Raw genomic sequence first — 17767 nt, 5'->3', positions numbered from 1 at the left:
CGATGGCACCCGTCATCCACATCGACGTGCCCTGGCTGCTCCAGCGCCATGAAGAGGTCCTGCCGGACCAGCCGACCGTCAACGACTTCTCCGCGCTGGTCGCCGCCGTGGCCCGGCACCGCGTGGACCCGCCCCGCCTCGGCGTGGACTCCGACCCGGCCTGGCGGGCGGCCGCCCTGCTGCACACCCTCGCGCTGCTCAAGCCGCTGCCCTCGGCCAACGCCCGCTTCGCCTGCTCGACCGCCGTGGCGTACATGTTCGTCAGCGGCGTCGGCATCGACCCGCCCTACGGCGCCCTCGTCGATCTCGCCCGCGATCTGATCGACGGCAAGACCGATGTCTACGGCGCGGCGGACCGGCTGCGCTCCTGGCAGATCTGAGGACCCCGGCCGCACGGCCCTGTCACCCCCCGGGGCCGCCGGCCGAGGGCGGGAGGAACAAGGCCGGCGGCCCGTGCGGCGCAGGAGAGCCGCCGTCCTGCGCGGGGCCTTTCGAGAAGGTCCGCCACCAGTGCACTACGGGGGCGCGCACGCCGGGAGCGTGCGCGGTGCTCCGGCGCGTGCGCCTGTTTCACACGGGGCGCATGGAATGAGGAACGCTGAGGCGGGGAAGGCGAGTTGCGACCGCATCTGACTTACTTTCAAAGATGCGGATGTTGCTCAAGTGCCTTGTTGGTCATCAGTGTGTTGTGCAAGGGTTGACCACCCGTGCGGGGGGAATGGCCGGGACACGTTCGCCCGGCTGAGGGGAGCAGGGGCGGACGGGCGTACCCGAATTCACGCTCCTCGCGCTCGCCGTCCAAGAGGTGTGCACCACCAGGGGGCCTTTTCGGCGGTTGTGACTCCTGTGTGTCGTATGCGCGTGGGAAGGAATTCGCTCAGTGCCCACCCCCCACCCCCCTCGTCCGCCTTACCCGCCGGCCGGCGGGGTTCCGGGAGAATCCGACGAGAACGTCGCCGCCCGGCTCCGCGGCCGCTCCGACGGTGAGACCGGACGTTCCGTCGCGCTGCTCATGACGCGGCACTGGCAGCCGGCCCGCGACTACGCGGCCATCTGCCTCGCCTCCCGGAACGAGGTCGCCTCCATGGTGACCTCGGCCGCCTTCCACCAGGTGCTCGACCGACTGGCACTCGGCGAGCCGGCGCTCGCGCTGCGCCCGCGATTCCTGGTGGCCGTGCGGGAGACGGTCCGCGTCTGGACGACGGAGGACCGGATATCCGCCGTTCTGCCGGAGGTGCTGAAACCCGTCGGCGGCCGCGGCATGCGTTCGGCGAAGTCGATGACGCCCGAAAATCGGAAGCTGGCCGAGCGGTCATTCCAGGCCCTGCCCGGACTCGCCCGGTGTCTGCTCTGGCACACCGAGGTGGAGGCCGAAGCGATAACCGTCCCGGCCGGTCTGCTGGGCATGGACACCGAGACCGCCTCGGCCGCACTCGAACAGGCGCGGGAAAAATTCCGTGAAGGATGTGTACATGCCCATCGGGAACTCGCGCCGACCAAGGATTGCCGCTTCTACAACCGTCTCCTCGACGTTCCGATTCGGCGTGGTGGAGCGCTGCTGCCCGATGTCCAGCAACATCTGACCGAATGCCGCTACTGCCGTTTCGCCGCCGAACAACTGAGCCATTTCGAGGGCGGCCTGGGAGTGCTGCTGGCCGAGTCCGTTCTCGGCTGGGGCGCCCGCCGCTATCTGGAGTCCCGTCCCGGCCGCGCGGGCCAGGGCACGCGGTCGCGCAGCCCGCGCCCGCATGGTTCCGGCCGGCACGGCGGCGGCCGCCCCCGCATCCTGCCCCGCATCCCGCTGCCCGGCCGCGGCACCTTGGGTGCGCTGCGCACCTCGCGGGCGCTGCTGACCGGACTGGGCGTCGCCTCCGCCGGGCTGATCGCCACGGTCGCCGTCGTCGGCATGTGGTCCCACGACGACGGCGTCGACCCGGCTGCCTCCACCAGCGCAAGCGACGGCTCGACCCCCGGTGCCGGCGCCCGGTCCTCGCCCGGCACCGCCGAACTGCCCACCGTGCCGCGGGACTCGAGGCTGCGCAATGCCTCCGCCGAGCTCTGTCTCGCCGTCAAGGGCAGGCCGAAGGCGGGGGCCGACACCGAACTGGCGGCCTGCTCGACCGACGCGAGCCAGCAGTGGTCCTACGGCAGCGACGGACGGCTGCGCAGCGCGGCGGCCCCCGACCTGTGCCTGGACTCGCACGTGGACGCCGGTGTGGTCGTCCTCGGCACATGCCGGGGCGGTGACGACGTTCGCTACGACCTCACCGTGCGCGGGGAGTTGCTGCCGCGCTGGGACGAGCAGCTCGCCCTGGCCGCCACGACCGACGATCCGGGAGCCGACATCGTCGTCAAGGTCCGGGACGGCTCGCCCGCGCAGCGGTGGCTGACCCAGCCGCCGGCCTCCGCCAGCCCGGGTTCACTGTCGATCACGGGCCCGGAGAAGCCCGCGGTGCGGCCCGCCGAACTGGCCGGGGAGCGGGTGTAGTGCGGGAGGACTCGAGGGCGACCGCCGGCCGACGATGTCCTGCGGCCGCCCGCCCGCCGTGCCGGGGAAGGAGCCGGCGAGCGCGGCGTCGGCGGCCCGGGCCGCCGACGTGCGGGGCGATGACGGCGAGGACGTTCCTCGGGGCGGTCACATGAGATCTTCGGCGAGGTCGGCGGCGCTGACCGTGGCCGGCGTGGCGTGCCCGGACAGGGCGAGGGTCAGGTCGAACTCGGCGAGCAGACAGCGGATCACGTGCTCGACGCCCGCCTGTCCGTCCAGGCCGAGACCGTAGACGTACGGCCGCCCGAGCAGGACGGCCCGCGCGCCGAGCGCGAGTGCTTTGAAGATGTCGTCGCCGCTGCGGACGCCGCTGTCGAACAGGACGGTCAGCCGGTCGCCGACCGCCTCGGCCACCCGCGGCAGCGCGTCGGCGGCCGCGACGGATCCGGCGACCTGACGGCCGCCGTGGTTGGAGACGACCACGCCGTCCATGCCGGTGTCGGCGGCGAGCCGGGCGTCGTCCGGGTGCAGGATGCCCTTGAGGACGATCGGGCCGTCCCAGTTCTCCCGCAGGAACGCGAGGTCGGGCCAGGTGTGTCCGGCGTCCCCGAACAGCCCGAGGAAGTGCAGCACGGCCGCGTTCGGGTCCTCGTGCACGGGCTTGGCCAGTCCCGCCTGGAAGGCCGGGTCGGTGAAGTAGTTGGCGGTGCCCACCCCGTGCAGGAACGGGAGGTAGGCGAGGTCGAGATCCCGGGGGCGCCAGGACAGCAGCGGGGTGTCGAGGGTGACGAGCAGCGCGGAGAACCCGGCGGCCTTCGCCCGCCCGAGGAAGCTCCTGGTCACCTCGCGGTCCTTGCCCCAGTACAGCTGGAACCACCGCTCGGTGTCTCCGAGTGCCTCCGCCACCTGCTCCATCGGTGTGCTGGACGCCGAGGACAGGATGTACGGCACCCCGTGCGCGGCGGCGGCGCGGGCGGCGGCGGACTCGGCGTCCGGATGCATGATCGACAGTACGCCGACGGGCGCCAGCGCCACCGGCGCGGGCAGCGGGCGGCCCAGCACCCGCACCGAGAGGTCCCGCTCAGCGACGTCCCGCAGCATGCGGGGCACGATCCGGCGTCGCTCCAGGGCCGCGCGGTTGGCCCGCACGGTGCTGCCGTCGCCCGCGCCGCCGGCCACGTAACCGACCGGGCCCGGCCCGAGCCGCGTCTCGGCCAGCGCCTCGAGTCTGGTCAGGTCCGTGGGCAGCCGGGGCACCGCCCCGCTCATCCCGTTGAGATAGATCTCGTACTGGAAATCCGCCCAGTGCTTCGCCACCGTACGCCCCGCCTCTCCGCCTCGAGTACGCGCCGTAGCGACCATACTCGTCGGTATGTGCGGTGCCGCGCACCGGCCTTCACACCGGGTCGGGGGCACCGGGAGGACGGTCCGTCCGTCACGCGTCGTCGGCCGGTGCGTCCTCCGGCTCGGTGTCGGGGCCCTGTGCGCGCACCCGCTGTACATGCTCGAGGGAGTCCCTCAGTTCGGTCAGCCAGTCGTCGGTGTGGCGCTGGACCAGCCGTACGCACCAGGCGAGGGCGTCGCTGCGGCTGCGGGCCACCCCGCCCGCGATGAGGGTGTCGAGGACCTGGCGCTCGGGCTGGCGCAGCCGGGTCATCACGGGCGCGGCGACATGGGTGAACAGGGCGCGCTCACTGCCGCACACCACCCCCCAGGACACCTTGCGGCGGAAGCGGTGCTCGGCCTCGCGCGCCACCGCCACCCGTGCCTCCCGGGTGCGCTCGCGGAATTCCTCGATCCGGCTCTGGATCGCCGCCTCCCGCTCGGCGGCCGGGGCGTCCTCGGCGAGCCGGGGTTCCGGGATGCGGCCGATGACGGTGATCTCCTCGCGGTCGGCGGTGAGCTCGGCCAGTTCCTCGAAGAGGTCGTCGGGGAGGCGGCCGGTGAACCAGCCGCGCAGCTTCTCGTGCTGCTCTGTCGTAATCATGTAATGACGATTACTCGGCATTCTCATGAACACAAGGGGGTGCGGGGGAGTCAGCCGAGAGCTCAACCGGAATGTTTCAGGCCGATTAACGAAGCGGGCGGAATCAGCCACTTGGCTGCTTCGGGCGATCAAGAACCGCTCAGTTCCGGGGTTCGGCCGGTCAGGTGCCGTGACTTCGCGCCACTGATTCAACACGCAAGGTTACTGATTCACAGGGGGTCGAGGTGAGTTTCCGCGGCGGACTCGGCAGACTCGCGCTCGCCGGTCCGGCACCAACCCGAGAAGGTCCGGCACCCCTTGGAATCCAGCGGAAGGATGCACACAATGCGGAACACCGCGCGCTGGGCGGCGACCCTCGCCCTCACGGCCACCGCCGTCTGCGGCCCCCTCACCGGAGCCGCCCTCGCCACCCCGGCCGCCGCTCCCGCCTCGCTCTACGCCCCCTCGGCCCTGGTGCTCACCATCGGGCACGGCGACAGCGCCGCCACCGTGACCCCGCAGCGCGCGGTCACCCTGAGCTGCGCCCCCACGCCCTCCGGCACCCATCCGGCCGCCGTCCTGGCCTGCGCCGAACTGCGCGCCGCCGGCGGTCTCGACGCCCTGGCGCCCAGGGACGACGTGCTGTGCACCAAGCTGTACGACCCCGTCGTCGTGACCGCCGACGGCGTCTGGCAGGGCAAGCGCGTCTCCTATGAGCGCACCTTCGCCAACCAGTGCGTGAAGGACGCCTACACGAGCGACGTCTTCGCCTTCTGAGACCGGGATCGCGCGGTCCCCGGGCACCTGAGAGGCCCGCGGATGGGGAGTGTGGGCCTCCGTCGTGGGGTACCCAGCGATCTCGCACCAGGGGTCGGCAGGGCGGAGTGGGGCCGCCCGCCGACCCCTGGCATCACCTCCGCCCCTCCCCGGGAACCCCGGGGAGGGGCGGAAAGCGTTTCAGCACACCCGTACCGGCGAACAGCCGACGGATGCGCGGCTGGTCGCAGACGACCCGCAGCCGCCCTTCGCGCTCCCGGGCCCGGGTCTCGGCCCGGCACAGGACGCGCAGTCCGGAGCAGTCGAAGAAGGCGACGTACCGCAGGTCGACCAGCACGTCCGGCAGCGGCCGGGCGGTCGCCGCGTCCAGGTGCTCGGCGACGAACCCCGCGGTGGCCAGGTCGATCTCGCCGGCGACCTCGATGACGGTGAACCGGCCCGAGGTCCTGGTGCGGGCATGGGGATTCGGCGCGGGATGTTCGAGGGCACGGTCGTCCGCATCCGGGGTCATGGCCGCTCCACCGGGGCAAGGGGCGCATTCGATCCCCGTAGTTACCCCGGCTCGCGCAGAAACATCCCTGTGGCGCGACCCGCAAGATCTAGTTCACTCGACAAGGTGAATGCTGATGAAAATGCTTGACAATTAGTCAGGTTGATCAGTCACGCGCGGTCTCGATGGCTGGTGTCGCACCACGGGAAGCGACGACTGCGGCGGCAGGTGCACAGCGCGACCCGGAAGCGGTCGGAGGCGACCGTGCTGCCGTCCTCCAGTTCCACCTCCACCGGGCCCTCCACGAGCAGCGGGCCCTTGCGCTGGATCCTGATACGGCGGGGGGAGTCAGACGGGGAGTTCGGCACGGACGATCACCAGCTCTTCCTTCTCCTCGGCGGCCGACAGCAGCCCCTGCTTCCGCAGCCAGCGCTCTCTCGTGCGCAGCACGGGACCGAGCGCGATCCTGCGGCGCCCCGTCACGGCCGCCTTGAGGCCCGCGGTCCGCAGGCGGTCGAGCGTGCGGTCGGGTCCGCTGAGCGCGGAGTGGACCATCAGCAGCACCCCGCCGGGGCGCAGCAGATCCGGCGCCTCCCGGCAGATCCGGTCGACGACCAGCCGGCCGTCCCCGCCCGCGTCCCAGGCCCGGGCCGCACCGCGCGGCGCCACGTGGTCCTTCGGGGTGGGCACATAGGGCGGGTTGGACAGGATGAGGTCGAACGACTGACCCCGCACGGGTGCGAAGAGGTTTCCGCGGCGGATGTGCAGCGGCAGTCCGGCGAGCCACGCGTTCACGCGCGCGGTGCACACCGCACGCCAGGACACGTCGACGGCCGTCACCCGCGAGCCACGGCGGGCGGCGGCGAGCGCCAGGGCGCCGCTTCCGGTGCCCACGTCCAGGACGTGCGCACCCGGCGCGAGAGGTTCCTCGGACAGGGCGCCGACCAGGAGGTCGGTGTCTTCCTGCGGGGCGTACACACCCGGGGGTACCAGTGGATTCACCCGGCTCAGGTACCCCGGGCATCACGAAATAAAGGAGATATCCGAAAGGTCGCCCGTCCGCAGGGACGACCGGCCGGCCCGCCAGTCCTCCAGCAGCCGGGAGGCGAAGCGGTCCTCGACGTATCCGGTCGCGTCGATGCCGAACGCCACGTCAGGCGCCAGGTGCGGCTCGTCGGCCAGCAGACCGCCGATGACGTCCTGGCGTACGACCTGTTCGTGGACGGCGTCCGCCTCGACGTGCTCGTCGTAGAAGTGCTCGGCGGCGGGACCCGCTCCGGTGCGGCGCATCGCTTCGGCGAGGCGCCGGGAGCCGGGGGAGGAGGTGATCTCGACCGCGGCGAAGTGGCCGACCAGGGCCCCGCGCAGGGCCCGGTGCAGGCCGAAGAGGGACATCAGGTTGACGGTGACCAGCATCTCCGCGCTCGCCGCGTCGAGATAGCGGCCATACGTCGTGTCCAGGCCCAGGTCGGTCATCAGGTCGGCGAACAGCCGGGCGTGCACTCTGTCGGGGCGCCCGCCGCCGAACTCGTCGAACTCCACCGCGGCCATCGCCGCCTTGGCCCGCCCCGCGAGCCGTGGCAGCACCCAGGCATGCGGGTCGGCTTCCTTGAGGTGGTAGAGCGATCGCTGGGCGGCATACTCCCGCACCTGCCACAACTCGCCCTTGTCGCGCAGGAAATGGGAGACACCGGCGCCGTCGACGGGCTCGACGAGCAACTCACCGAGCGCGTCCTCGACGGAGTCGTGCACCAGGGTGTCGGCGCGCAGCGCCGTCAGGAACCGGTGCTCCAGCCGTGCCCGCACCCGCAGCAGATCCGGATCCCACTCCCGCTCAGGCCCGACCCCCGCGAATCCGCGATAGTGCAGCTCGTAACAGAGATACAGAGCCAGCTGGAGGTCGTCCCCGTACACCCCGGCCCCCGCCACGTCCTCGTCCCGGGGCAACCCCCGGCCCCCGACCAGATACTCCTTGACACCAGCGGAAACAGGCCCCCGGGAAGCGGGCAGCAGCGGCCCTTCATCGTCGTGCTTCATGGCCTCCGGGTACCCGTACGCCACCGTGTCACCCCAGCAACAGTGGCGCCCCTCAGGGGCGCGGGGAACTGCGCGACCAGCCACAATGGCGCGCCACCCGCCATCCCACCGACCGTGCCACTTCCGACGGCGTCAGTCCCCCTCCGACTCCTCCTGAGCCTCCGCATTGGGCGTGATCGCATCCCCCGCCTCCCCCTCATGCCGCCCCCGCCGGGCGGAGCCCCCCGTCTCCGCGTCCTCGATCTCGCGCAGGACCTCCTCCAGCGCCGTGTCCTTCTGCTCATCCCTGTTCTTGTCGTCTCGCGACACGAAAACTCCTCACTCTCCTCAACTCGTCGCGGCAGCGATCCGCAGCGGCACCGGCTCCGGCGCGGTCGGCGCCTCGTTGAGCCGGATGACCTCCGCCCACCAGGACGGTCCGTCCTCGATGTGGCGCAGCAGCACTCCCTCACGGATCGCCCAGGGACAGACGCTGACGGACTTGAGTCCGGTCAGCTTCATCGCGGTGTGGCCGACGACCGCCCCCGCCAGGCTCTGCGCGGCGCGCGGCGCGGAGATGCCGGGCAGCAGGGCCCGTTCCGCGACGGACAGCGCGGCCAGCCGATCGGCGGCCAGCCCCAGGTCTCTGCGCTGCAACTCCCGTTCCACGAACGGTCCGTGGCGCCCGGGCGCGGCCCCGCACAGCCGGCCCAGCTGCTGGAAGGTGCGGGAGGTGAAGACCGCGGTGCGCGGACCCTCCCAGCGGATCCGCGCCGCGACGTCCCGCAGCTGATGGCGGATCTTGCGGCGCAGGGCGCGTACCTGTTCGGGGGTGGGAGCGTCCTGGTCCGGGAAGAACTCGTGCGTGAGCCGGCCCGCCCCGAGCGGGAGGGAGGCCACGAAGTCCGGCAACCGGCCCCGCCCGAAAGCCACTTCGAGGGAGCCTCCGCCGATGTCCAGCAGGGCGAGCGGTCCCGACCGCCAGCCCATCCAGCGACGCGCGCCGAGGAAGGTCAGTTCGGCCTCGACCTCGCCGGGCAGGACGCACAGCCCGACCCCGGTCCGCGAGCGGACGGCGCGCAGCACCTCCTGCCGGTTCGGGGCGGCCCGAACGACGGCGGTGGCGAAGGCCAGTGGCCCGGCCGCACCCCAGCGGCTCGCGGTCCGGGCGGCCTCGGTGACCGCCTCGACCAGTCGTTCCACGTCCTCCTGCGGGATGTCGCTCCCCGGCTTGACATGTTCAGACAGCCTCAGCCGCCACTTCGCGGTGTGCACGGGCAGCGGCACTCCGCCCTCCGCGTCCGCCACCACGAGCCGGACCGTGTTCGACCCCACATCCACCACGCTGATTCGCATGGGCCCGTGGGTACCCGATTGTGCGCAGGCCAAAGCTTCCCCGGTGGTCTCACCCTGGTCTCGATCCTCGAGGACACGCGAAGAGGGGCCACCGTCTCCCTGCAGACGGTGGCCCCTCGGTCCGGGCGGCTCAGGTCGCGGTGATCACATGTGGATGACCGGCGCGGCGTCCGCGTCCTGCTCGGGCACTCCGCGGCGGAAGAGCAGGAAGGCGATCACGGCACCCGCGGCGAACAGACCCGCCGACCACCAGAAGGCGGTGGTGTAGCTCTCGATCGTCGCCTGGGCCTGCACCAGCTTGCTGGTGGCGTCCCGGCCGCTGAGGTAGTTCGTGGCGGCGCTGGCGGCGAGGGTGTTCAGCAGCGCCGTACCGATCGAACCGCCCACCTGCTGCATGGCGTTGACCGTCGCGGACGCCACGCCCGCGTCCTCCGCGGTCACTCCACCGGTGGCCAGCTGCATGGCCGAGGGCATCACCAGGCCGAGACCGAAGCCCGTCACGATCAGCTGCGGGAGCACCGCGCTGACGTAGCTGGAGCCGACGCCGATCCCGGTCAGCCAGGCCATGCCCACCGCGGAGATCGCGAAGCCCAGCGGGATGAGCGCCTTCGGCCCGATCCGCGGCAGCAGAGCCGTGCTGCCCAGCTGCGCCGCCACCATCAGGGCGCCGACCATCGGCAGGAACGCGACGCCGGTCTTGGTGGGGCTGAAGCCGAGGTTGAGCTGGAGGTAGTAGGTGAGGAAGAGGAACACGCCGAACATGCCACCGGCGGAGATCAGCACCGAGACGAACGAGGCGGCCCGGTTGCGGTCGAGCAGGATGCGCAGCGGAAGCAGGGGGTGTGCGGCCTTGGTCTGCCACCAGGCGAAGGCGGCCAGCAGCACGCCACCGGCGATCAGGAAGCCCCAGGTCAGCGGCGAGCCCCAGTCGTGCGTCTCGGCGTTGGAGAAGCCGTAGACCAGCGAGAACAGACCGCCGGCGACGAGCAGGGTGCCCGGCATGTCCAGCTTGCCGTTCGTCGCGTCACGGTGGTTGGTCAGCAGGATCCAGCCGCCCGCGAAGGCGACGACGGCGATCACGACGTTGACGTACAGCGTCCAGCGCCAGTCGAACGCGTCGGTCAGCAGTCCGCCGAGCAGCAGGCCCATCGCGCCGCCGGCACCGGCGATGGCGCCGTAGACGCTGAACGCCTTGGCCCGTTCCCGTGCCTCGGTGAAGGTCGTGTTGAGCAGCGACAGCGCGGCAGGTGCGAGCAGGGCGCCGAAGACACCCTGGAGGGCGCGCGCGGTGACCAGCATGCCGAAGCTGTTCGCGGCACCGCCGAGCGCGGACACCGCGGCGAAGCCGGCCACGCCGGCGAGGAAGGCGGTTTTGCGGCCGAACAGGTCGGCTATCCGGCCGCCGAGCAGAAGCAGTGAGGCGAAGGACAGGGCGTAGGCGGTGACGATCCACTGCCGGTTGCCGTCGGAGAAGCCGAGATCCTTCTGCGCGGAGGGCAGTGCGATGTTCACGATCGTCGCGTCGAGCACCACCATCAGCTGGGCGAGGGCGATGACCGCGAGGATCCACCATCGCTTCGACGACGCGTGGTCTTCGGGTTCGGCGAGCGTGCCGGCGTCGGCACCCTCGGCCAGGGTCTTCTGGGACATGAGAACCACTCCAGGGAAGTCGTTCGGGCTGGACCGCGAAAACGATAAAAGGCGTTGAACGAAACGGTTTCGTACACATGCAGCCTAGACCCTCGAGGAGCGAAACGGCAACGTTTCGCTAGATGTGTTCTCCGTCTCTTATTCCTTGACGGGAATATAACCGCACGGGCATATTAGGACCCATGTCCGACGCCCCGCTCTGGACCGCCCTCGCCGATCCGCATCGGCGGGCCATCGTGGCGCTCCTCCTTGAGCGGCCGCGGCCCGTCGGCGAGATCGTGCAGGCGTGCGGGCTGAGCCAGCCGAGCACGTCGAAGCACCTCAGGGTGCTGCGGGAGGCCGGCCTGGTCCGGGTCCGGCAGGACGCGCAGCGCCGTGTCTACGCCCTGGACCCGGCCCCCATCGCCGAACTCGACGCCTGGCTCACGCCGTACCGTGAGCTGTGGAACCGCAGCCTGGACAAGCTGGGCCGCCGCCTCGACCAGACGGCGCCGGACGATCCCGAGGAACCCGCCCCGAAGGACTGATCCACCATGGCCGCTGATCTCACCGGCACCTATCTGACCCTGGACGACGGCCGCCCGGCCGTCCGCTTCAGTCGCGTCTACGACCATCCGATCGAGCGCGTCTGGCAGTTCGTCACCGACCCAGGGGAACTCGCCCACTGGTTCCCCTCCCGCGCCGAGATCGACCCTCGCCCCGGCGGCACGATCACCTTCACCGGCGACCCGAACATGCCCGAGTCCACGGGCCGGGTGCTCGCCCTCGACGAGCCGCGCCACCTCTCCTTCGAGTGGGGCGGCGACGAACTCCACTTCGACCTGGAGGCCCTGGACGACAGCCGCACCCGCTTCACCCTGACCAACGTGCTCCAGTCCACCGAGACCGCCGCCCGCAACGGAGCCGGCTGGGAGGTGTGCCTGGCGGCCCTGGACGCGAGGGCACGGGACGAGCGGTCCGAGGGGCCGCACACCGGGGCGGGAGCACCCTGGAAGGAGTTCTACGACGGCTACGTCGAGGCCGGCGTGCCCTCCGGAGCGCCCGTTCCCGGCCTCGACTGACCCGGCCTCAGGTCATCTGCCGCCGCACCAGCTCGTGCAGCCGCCCACCCGTGTCCGCCAGCAACTGCGCGGGTGGGCCCTGCTGGGCCACCTTGCCGTCCTCCATCACGATGACGCGGTCGGCGTCCAGAACCGTCGAGAGACGGTGCGCGATGACGACCCGTGTCGCGTTCAGGGCCTTCGTCGACTCGATCACCGTGCGCTGCGTCTCGTTGTCCAGGGCGCTGGTGGCCTCGTCGAAGAAAAGGATCCGCGGCCGGCGGATCAACGCCTGCGCGATCATGAGGCGCTGACGCTGGCCACCGGAGACCGCGCCGCTGCCCGAGACGATGGTGTGCAGCCCCATCGGCATCCGCTTGATGTCCTCCGCGAGCCCCGCCATCTCGGCCGCCGCCATCGCCTCCTCCGGCGTGTACGGCTCGGTGCCGCAGATGACGTCCAGGATCGAGCCGGTGAAAGGCTGCGCGTGCTGGAGCACCACGCCGCACTGCCGGCGCACCGCCGACTGGTCGAGAGCGGCCAGGTCCTGGCCGTCGTACAGGACACTGCCCGAGACCGGCTTGTCGAAGCCGATCAGCAGCCGGAGCAGCGTCGACTTGCCGCAGCCGCTCGGCCCGACGATCGCCACGAACTCACCCGGGCGTATCTCGAAGGACACGTCGTCCAGGACGAGGGGCCCGTCGTCCGCGTACCGGAAGGACAGCCGGCGCGCCTCGATCGCCCCCGTCAGCGGACCCGGCCGGGTGCTCGCCGTGCGCACCTCCGGCGCCGCCTCCAGCACGGGCTTGATCTCCTCGAACAGCGGCAGCGCGGCCACCACCGACACGAACGCGCCGGTCAGCTGGGTGACCGAGGTCAGCAGCATCGTCACCGAGGTGTTGAAGGTGAGGAACTCGGCAGCCGACATCACCCCGCGCGCGGGCCCCGCGAGCAGCATGAACATCAGCAGGGTGCACAGCGGCAGATAGACCGCGCCCATCACCGTGGTGAGGTTCTTGATCCGGCCGACCCTCTGCTGCAGCTCCCGGCTGCGGGCGAACTGTGCCGCCCAGGCCGCGTACGCGTAGTTCTCGGCCGCGGCGACCCGCAGTTTCGGCAGACCGCGCAGGGTCTGGAAGGCCTGGTTGTTCAGCTTGTTGTTCAGCACGACCAGTCTGCGCTGCCAGCGCACCTGCCACAGACCCAGCCCGAGGAAGGCGCCCGCGATGACGACCAGCATGCCGATCGCCGCCAGGGCCATCGACGGGCTGTACCAGAACAGCAGGCCCAGGTTCATCGCGCCGACGGTCAGCGACTGCGCGACGACCGGTCCGATGCCCGCCATCATGCGGCGGATCGCACTGATGCCCATGGCCGCGCTCGCCAGCTCACCCGTGGATCGCTCGGTGAAGAACTTCGTGGGCAACCGCAACAGCCGGTCCCAGACGGCCGGTTGGAGGGTGGCCTCGATACGGCCCTCCAGCCGGAGGATGGTGAGGTTCTCCAGCAGCATGAAGGCCGCCGCCACCACGCTGGTCAGCATCACCGCGAGACAGACCTGCACGATCAGGTTCGTCTGGGCCCTCGGCACGAACTCGCCCAGCACCTTGCCGGTGGCGATGGGCACCAGCGCCCCGATCGCCACCGTCACCAGACCGCCGGCCAGCAGGTTCACGAGGTCACCGCCGGTGCCGCGCATGCTGAACCGCAGCAGCCGCAGCGGGCTCAACGTCCGGTCGGGCAGCGGACGGTAGAACATCACCGCACGCGGCTCGAACTCCTCCGCGTTGGCCTTCTCGATCGGCGTCTCGCGTCCGGTCGACGGATGGACGGCCACATAGCCGCCGCGCCGCCACAGCAGCGCGACCGGCGCACCCGACAGGGCGCGGTGGCCCACCAGCGGCCCGATGTTGTCCCGCCACCAGCGGCCGTCGAGGCGTACGGCCCTCGTGCGCACCCGGGAGGCGACGGCCACCTGCTCCACCGGGTCGAGCCGGTCGCTTCCCGTCCCGCTCTGCGCGCGGTCGGCGAGCTGGATGCCGGCCGCCTCGGCGACCAGCTTGCACGCCGCGTAGCTCGCGTCGGCGTCGGCGGACGTCGTGCGCTGGGCGGAGGACTTGCCGATCGAGGCCAGCAGCGTCCGGTCGGCCTGGGCGCGGACGGCCTCACCCGCCTTGATCCCGGCGGCCGTCCGGGTCTCGTGGGTGTGCTCCAGCTGCTCGATCCAGCGGTCCAGGGTGGTCAGCAGCCGGTACTGCTGGTCGACCATGCTCTGCCACACCGCCGGGTCCATCAGCAGGTCGGCCGCGGCCTCGCTGCCGTACAGCGAGCCGTACTGGACGCTGCCCGGCGGCACCTGCATCCAGAAGACGTCGTCGTCGGTGACCTCGGTGGCCCGCTCGGTCGCCATCGGCGCCTGGAAGAGGACGGTCAGCCCGCGACCGACGCCGAGCGCGAGCGCGTACTCCAAGGGGCTGGTGGTCGGCGGGACGTACTGCGCGTTGCCGTACTCGTCGTAGGACCAGGTCTGGGTGTCGGCCGTCTGGTACAGCTCGCGCAGGCCGATGCGGTGGACCACGCAGTCGCGCAACGGACGGGCGACCAGGGTGTGTTGGGGTCCGAGGACCGGGCCGAGGACCAGTGAGCCCGCCTCCAGCCGGCCGAGGTGGTGCCAGTGGCCCTGCCGCACGGCGTCCACCGCGAACAGGTCCAGGCTGCCGGCCGCGACCAGCCACAGCACCTGCGGGCCCTCCAGGTCGAGCCGGGTGAGGCCCGAACAGTCGATCCGGCTGCCCAGGGAGCCGAGGGCGCCGAGTACCAGGTCGCCTTGGTGTGCGGTCGTCATCTCATCGCTCCCTGACCAGCGCCGCGTACGCGCCGCCGCGTGCCACCAGGTCCTCGTGCCGCCCGCGTTCCACGATCGTGCCGTGCTGCAGGACGACGATCTCGTCGCTGTCGCGCACGGTGCTGAGCCGGTGCGCGATCACCACGCAGGCGCAGCCGCGCCGGCGCAGGTTGTCCATCACGACCTGCTCGGTCTCCGCGTCCAGCGCGCTGGTCACCTCGTCCAGGACCAGGATGCTGGGCCGGCGCACCAACGCCCGCGCGATCTCCAGGCGTTGACGCTGACCGCCGGAGAAGTTGCGGCCGTCCTGCGCGACCTTGCTGTGGATGCCGCCGGGCCGGCGCGTCACCACGTCGTACAGGGCCGCGTCCCGCAGCGCGTCGATCACGGCGTCGTCCGGGATCGAGGGGTCCCACAGCGCCACGTTGTCGCGGACCGAGCCCTCGAAGAGGAAGACCTCCTGGTCGACGAAGGACACGGAGGCGGCCAGCGCCCCGCGCGGGATGTCGTCCAGGCGCTGCCCGTCGATGCGGATCACGCCCTCCCAGGGGGAGTACAGACCCGAGATCAGGCGGGAGACGGTCGACTTGCCGCTGCCCGAGCCACCGACCAGGGCCACCTGCTGGCCCGGGCCGACCGTGAGGTCGAAGCCCGTCAGCAGCGGCTTGTCGAGCGGGTTGTAGCCGAAGGTGATGTTCTGCAGCTCGACATGTCCGTGCAGCCGGCGCGTGGAGTCACCGGCGTCGGGGCGACCGTAGAGGGGATCGGCCTGGAAGTTCTCGACGTCCTTCAGGCGGGCCACGTCGGCGGCGAAGTCCTGGATGCGGCCCGCGACTCCGTTGAGCCGGGTGATGGGGGCGGTGAAGCGGGTGACCAGCGACTGGAAGGCGACCAGCAGACCCACCGAGATGCCGCCCTCGACCGCGCGCATACCGCCGACCCACAGGATCACCGCGCTGTTGAGAGAGGCCAGCGTCGGCGCGACCACGCCCAGCCAGGCGCTCGGCACCCCGAGCCGCTGCTGCTCCTCCAGCGTCGTGGCATGCTGTCCGGCCCACTTGCGGAAGTAGCCGTCCTCGCCGCCGGTCGCCTTCATCGTCTCGATCAACTGCAGGCCCGTGTACGCCGTGTTGGTGAGCCGGGCACTGTCCGCGCGCAGCTTCGCCGTACGGGTGGCCCGCAGCCGGATGACGACCCGCATCGCGACGATGTTCAGCAGCGCGACGCCGATGCCGACGAAGGTCAGCTGCGGATCGTAGGTGTAGAGCAGGACGGCGTAGAGGACGACGACCACCGCGTCCACGCCCGCCGCCGCGAGGTCGCGGGCCAGGGTCTCGGCCACCTGGTCGTTGGACTGCAGCCGCTGCACCAGGTCGGCCGGGCTGCGCTGGGCGAAGAACGTCACCGGCAGCCGCAGCAGATGGCGCAGGAAACGGGCGCTGGAGAGGGTGGAGGAGATGATGCGGCCGTGCAGCAGGTTGGCCTGCTGCAGCCAGGTCAGCAGGACGGTGAACAGCACGCACGCGCCCATCGACGCGAACAGCACCCCCAGCAGCGAGGTCTGCCCGCCGATCAGGAACATGTCGATATAGGTACGGCTGAGCGCCGGCACCGCCGCCCCGACCAGGACGAGCAGCAGGCTCGCCAGCACCGCGGCCGGCATGGTGCCCGCCGTGCCGCGCAGCCGGGCGGGCATCGCGCCGAGGACGCCGGGCCTGCGGCCGCCCCTGGTGAAGCCCTCGCCGGGCTCCATCACCAGCACGACACCGGTGAAGCTGCCGTCGAAGTCCTCCATCGGCACGAAACGGCGGCCCTTGCCGGGGTCGTTGATGAAGACACCGCGCCGGCCGAAGCGACGTCCCATGCCGTCGTAGACGACGTAGTGGTTGAACTCCCAGAACAGCACGGCCGGGGTCCTCACCTCGGCGAGGGCGGCCGTGTCCATCTGCATGCCCTTGGCCGTCAGGCCGTAACTGCGCGCCGCCTTCAGCAGGTTGCTGGCCCGTGAGCCGTCCCGGGAGACACCGCAGGCGATGCGCAGCTCCTCCAGCGGGACGTGCCTGCCGTAGTGGCCGAGCACCATGGCGAGGGAGGCGGCGCCGCACTCCACGGCCTCCATCTGCAGGACCGTCGGTGTGCGGACGGTCTTCGCCCTTGCCTTGGGGACCGGGCGCTTGGGCGGAGCGGAGCGGCGCCTGCTCCGGGTCTCCTGTGCGGTGCTCACGGCAGCAGCCAATCGACGGGACGCTGGTCGGCCAGCCGGATCGAGCCCGAGGCCATGGTCATGGAGGTGAGGCCGAACGGCGGGCCGTCCTTGGACGACCACCGGTAACCGCTCTTCGTCGCCGCGGACTTGTCCAGCTTCACGAGTACGGCCACCGGGCGGCCCTTCTTGGTGAACTGCTCGCCCAACTGGCTGTCCCCGAGGAACGCGGCGATCTGCTGGGCCGACTCCGCGGAGCGGTCCACCGACTTCACCTGGCCGCGCAGCACGCCGTACGTCTGGGTGGGCACCGAGGAGACGGTCAGGTCGACCTCGGCGTCCGCGGGGATGGAGGCGGCGTTCTCGGCGGGCACGTACACCGTGGCGTACAGCGGGTCGGAGGCGTGGGCGACCTTCTCCACGGCGGCCACGTTCGCGCCGGTCTGGATGATCTGCCCGATGGTGGCGGCGAGTCCGGTGATCCGGCCCGCGGCGACCGTGCGGACGACGGTGTCGCCCTGTGCCGTCCTGACCTTGAGGACGGGGGAGCCGGCGGGCAGTCGCTCGCCCTGCTCGGCCAGCACGGCGGTGACCTGGCCCGCGACCGGGCTCTGCAGGATGTAACTGCCCTGACCGTGGGTGAGGATGGCGGGCGCGCTGACCGTGGAGGCCACCGAGCCGGTCACCGCCCACACCGAGGCGGCCGCCACCGCGACCACCGTCACGGACAGCGCGAGCCAGCCCTGCGGCCGGGCGAAGCGCACGGGGAGGTCGAGCTCCTCCGGCGACTGGAGCTTGGCGAGGGCCTGTTGGCGGAACTGCACGGGACTTTCCCTCACCTGAAAACGAGGAAGGACCGGCTCGGCGAGCCGGCTGGTTCACGACAACGACAAGCCCCGGAGCCGGCGAACGGCTCCGGGACTCACGATCACAAGA

At 71.4% G+C, this 17767-nt stretch carries 17 protein-coding genes; 5 read left to right on the top strand and 12 right to left on the bottom strand.

Going from position 1 to position 17767, the window contains the following annotated elements; translation table 11 throughout:
• Window positions 1-2 precede the first annotated feature (2 nt).
• Entirely contained in the window at window positions 3-380 is a 378-nt protein-coding gene (locus tag ABZ453_RS23760) for a toxin Doc (RefSeq protein ID WP_208781384.1), read from the top strand.
• A 500-nt stretch (window positions 381-880) separates the two neighbouring features.
• Window positions 881-2488, top strand: coding sequence for an RICIN domain-containing protein (locus ABZ453_RS23755; RefSeq protein WP_359017393.1), 1608 nt, complete (start codon window positions 881-883; stop codon window positions 2486-2488).
• Window positions 2489-2635: 147 nt separating this feature from the next.
• On the opposite strand, the gene ABZ453_RS23750 is transcribed toward ABZ453_RS23755, so the two are convergent.
• Together ABZ453_RS23750 and ABZ453_RS23745 are read right to left on the bottom strand one after the other, a co-directional pair.
• Window positions 2636-3805, bottom strand: a complete 1170-nt coding sequence (locus ABZ453_RS23750) for a lactate 2-monooxygenase (protein ID WP_359017391.1) — start codon at window positions 3803-3805, stop codon at window positions 2636-2638.
• A gap of 118 nt (window positions 3806-3923) precedes the next feature.
• On the bottom strand, window positions 3924-4475 hold the full coding sequence (locus ABZ453_RS23745) for a hypothetical protein (protein WP_359017389.1): 552 nt from the start codon (window positions 4473-4475) through the stop codon (window positions 3924-3926).
• A gap of 324 nt (window positions 4476-4799) precedes the next feature.
• On the opposite strand from ABZ453_RS23745, the gene ABZ453_RS23740 reads away from it, so the two are divergent.
• Complete coding sequence (locus tag ABZ453_RS23740; RefSeq protein ID WP_359017387.1) at window positions 4800-5231, top strand: protease inhibitor; 432 nt, start codon at window positions 4800-4802, stop codon at window positions 5229-5231.
• Between the two features lie 133 nt (window positions 5232-5364).
• Here ABZ453_RS23740 and ABZ453_RS23735 read toward each other — a convergent pair whose 3' ends face one another.
• The 7 genes from ABZ453_RS23735 to ABZ453_RS23705 all read right to left on the bottom strand — a co-directional run bounded on the left by ABZ453_RS23735 (window position 5365) and on the right by ABZ453_RS23705 (window position 10743).
• Window positions 5365-5742 carry an STAS domain-containing protein gene (locus tag ABZ453_RS23735; protein WP_359017385.1) on the bottom strand — a complete coding sequence of 126 codons (378 nt, stop codon included), beginning with the start codon at window positions 5740-5742 and terminating at the stop codon, window positions 5365-5367.
• A 149-nt stretch (window positions 5743-5891) separates the two neighbouring features.
• Window positions 5892-6089: a CDGSH iron-sulfur domain-containing protein gene (locus tag ABZ453_RS23730; RefSeq protein ID WP_133043647.1), complete on the bottom strand. Its 198-nt coding sequence runs from the start codon at window positions 6087-6089 to the stop codon at window positions 5892-5894.
• Entirely contained in the window at window positions 6070-6723 is a 654-nt protein-coding gene (locus ABZ453_RS23725) for a HemK2/MTQ2 family protein methyltransferase (protein ID WP_359017383.1), read from the bottom strand. Before ABZ453_RS23725 ends, ABZ453_RS23730 begins: the two co-directional genes overlap by 20 nt.
• Before the next feature lie 21 nt (window positions 6724-6744).
• On the bottom strand, window positions 6745-7758 hold the full coding sequence (locus tag ABZ453_RS23720) for an iron-containing redox enzyme family protein (protein ID WP_359017382.1): 1014 nt from the start codon (window positions 7756-7758) through the stop codon (window positions 6745-6747).
• Between the two features lie 132 nt (window positions 7759-7890).
• Window positions 7891-8067, bottom strand: coding sequence for a hypothetical protein (locus ABZ453_RS23715; protein ID WP_359017381.1), 177 nt, complete (start codon window positions 8065-8067; stop codon window positions 7891-7893).
• Between the two features lie 18 nt (window positions 8068-8085).
• The gene (locus ABZ453_RS23710) at window positions 8086-9093 is read right to left on the bottom strand and encodes a Ppx/GppA family phosphatase (protein ID WP_359017377.1); all 1008 of its coding nucleotides are present in this window, start codon (window positions 9091-9093) and stop codon (window positions 8086-8088) included.
• A 144-nt stretch (window positions 9094-9237) separates the two neighbouring features.
• Window positions 9238-10743, bottom strand: coding sequence for an MFS transporter (locus ABZ453_RS23705; RefSeq protein ID WP_359017375.1), 1506 nt, complete (start codon window positions 10741-10743; stop codon window positions 9238-9240).
• Between the two features lie 182 nt (window positions 10744-10925).
• Here ABZ453_RS23705 and ABZ453_RS23700 point away from each other — a divergent pair, with 182 nt between their 5' ends.
• Together ABZ453_RS23700 and ABZ453_RS23695 are read left to right on the top strand one after the other, a co-directional pair.
• Window positions 10926-11270 (top strand): metalloregulator ArsR/SmtB family transcription factor, encoded by a 345-nt coding sequence (locus ABZ453_RS23700; protein WP_359017373.1) that lies wholly within the window; start codon window positions 10926-10928, stop codon window positions 11268-11270.
• Window positions 11271-11276: 6 nt separating this feature from the next.
• The gene (locus ABZ453_RS23695) at window positions 11277-11804 is read left to right on the top strand and encodes an SRPBCC family protein (RefSeq protein ID WP_359017371.1); all 528 of its coding nucleotides are present in this window, start codon (window positions 11277-11279) and stop codon (window positions 11802-11804) included.
• Between the two features lie 7 nt (window positions 11805-11811).
• On the opposite strand, the gene ABZ453_RS23690 is transcribed toward ABZ453_RS23695, so the two are convergent.
• From ABZ453_RS23690 to ABZ453_RS23680, 3 genes are read right to left on the bottom strand one after another with little or no spacing between them, the layout of a single operon-like run.
• The gene (locus ABZ453_RS23690) at window positions 11812-14628 is read right to left on the bottom strand and encodes an NHLP bacteriocin export ABC transporter permease/ATPase subunit (protein ID WP_359017369.1); all 2817 of its coding nucleotides are present in this window, start codon (window positions 14626-14628) and stop codon (window positions 11812-11814) included.
• A 1-nt stretch (window position 14629) separates the two neighbouring features.
• A complete protein-coding gene (locus tag ABZ453_RS23685) occupies window positions 14630-16852 on the bottom strand; it encodes an NHLP family bacteriocin export ABC transporter peptidase/permease/ATPase subunit (RefSeq protein WP_359017367.1) in 2223 nt (740 codons plus the stop codon).
• Window positions 16849-17655: an HlyD family efflux transporter periplasmic adaptor subunit gene (locus ABZ453_RS23680; RefSeq protein ID WP_359017366.1), complete on the bottom strand. Its 807-nt coding sequence runs from the start codon at window positions 17653-17655 to the stop codon at window positions 16849-16851. Before ABZ453_RS23680 ends, ABZ453_RS23685 begins: the two co-directional genes overlap by 4 nt.
• Between the last annotated feature and the right edge of the window lie 112 nt (window positions 17656-17767).

The sequence above is a fragment of the Streptomyces sp. NPDC005799 genome (genome assembly GCF_040630525.1).
In the GTDB taxonomy this organism is placed as follows: domain Bacteria; phylum Actinomycetota; class Actinomycetes; order Streptomycetales; family Streptomycetaceae; genus Streptomyces; species Streptomyces griseorubiginosus_B.
Note: the sequence above shows the minus strand (reverse complement) of the source record. Positions and strands in the feature narration are given on the sequence as shown.

Bases quoted from the DNA above. Each gene is read 5' to 3' on its own strand.
- ABZ453_RS23760 (WP_208781384.1), top strand. From the start codon at position 3: ATGGCACCCGTCATCCACATCGACGTGCCCTGGCTGCTCCAGCGCCAT.
- ABZ453_RS23745 (WP_359017389.1), bottom strand. From the start codon at position 4,475: ATGATTACGACAGAGCAGCACGAGAAGCTGCGCGGCTGGTTCACCGGC.
- ABZ453_RS23740 (WP_359017387.1), top strand. From the start codon at position 4,800: ATGCGGAACACCGCGCGCTGGGCGGCGACCCTCGCCCTCACGGCCACC.
- ABZ453_RS23735 (WP_359017385.1), bottom strand. From the start codon at position 5,742: ATGACCCCGGATGCGGACGACCGTGCCCTCGAACATCCCGCGCCGAAT.
- ABZ453_RS23720 (WP_359017382.1), bottom strand. From the start codon at position 7,758: ATGAAGCACGACGATGAAGGGCCGCTGCTGCCCGCTTCCCGGGGGCCT.
- ABZ453_RS23710 (WP_359017377.1), bottom strand. From the start codon at position 9,093: ATGCGAATCAGCGTGGTGGATGTGGGGTCGAACACGGTCCGGCTCGTG.
- ABZ453_RS23705 (WP_359017375.1), bottom strand. From the start codon at position 10,743: ATGTCCCAGAAGACCCTGGCCGAGGGTGCCGACGCCGGCACGCTCGCC.
- ABZ453_RS23700 (WP_359017373.1), top strand. From the start codon at position 10,926: ATGTCCGACGCCCCGCTCTGGACCGCCCTCGCCGATCCGCATCGGCGG.
- ABZ453_RS23695 (WP_359017371.1), top strand. From the start codon at position 11,277: ATGGCCGCTGATCTCACCGGCACCTATCTGACCCTGGACGACGGCCGC.
- ABZ453_RS23690 (WP_359017369.1), bottom strand. From the start codon at position 14,628: ATGACGACCGCACACCAAGGCGACCTGGTACTCGGCGCCCTCGGCTCC.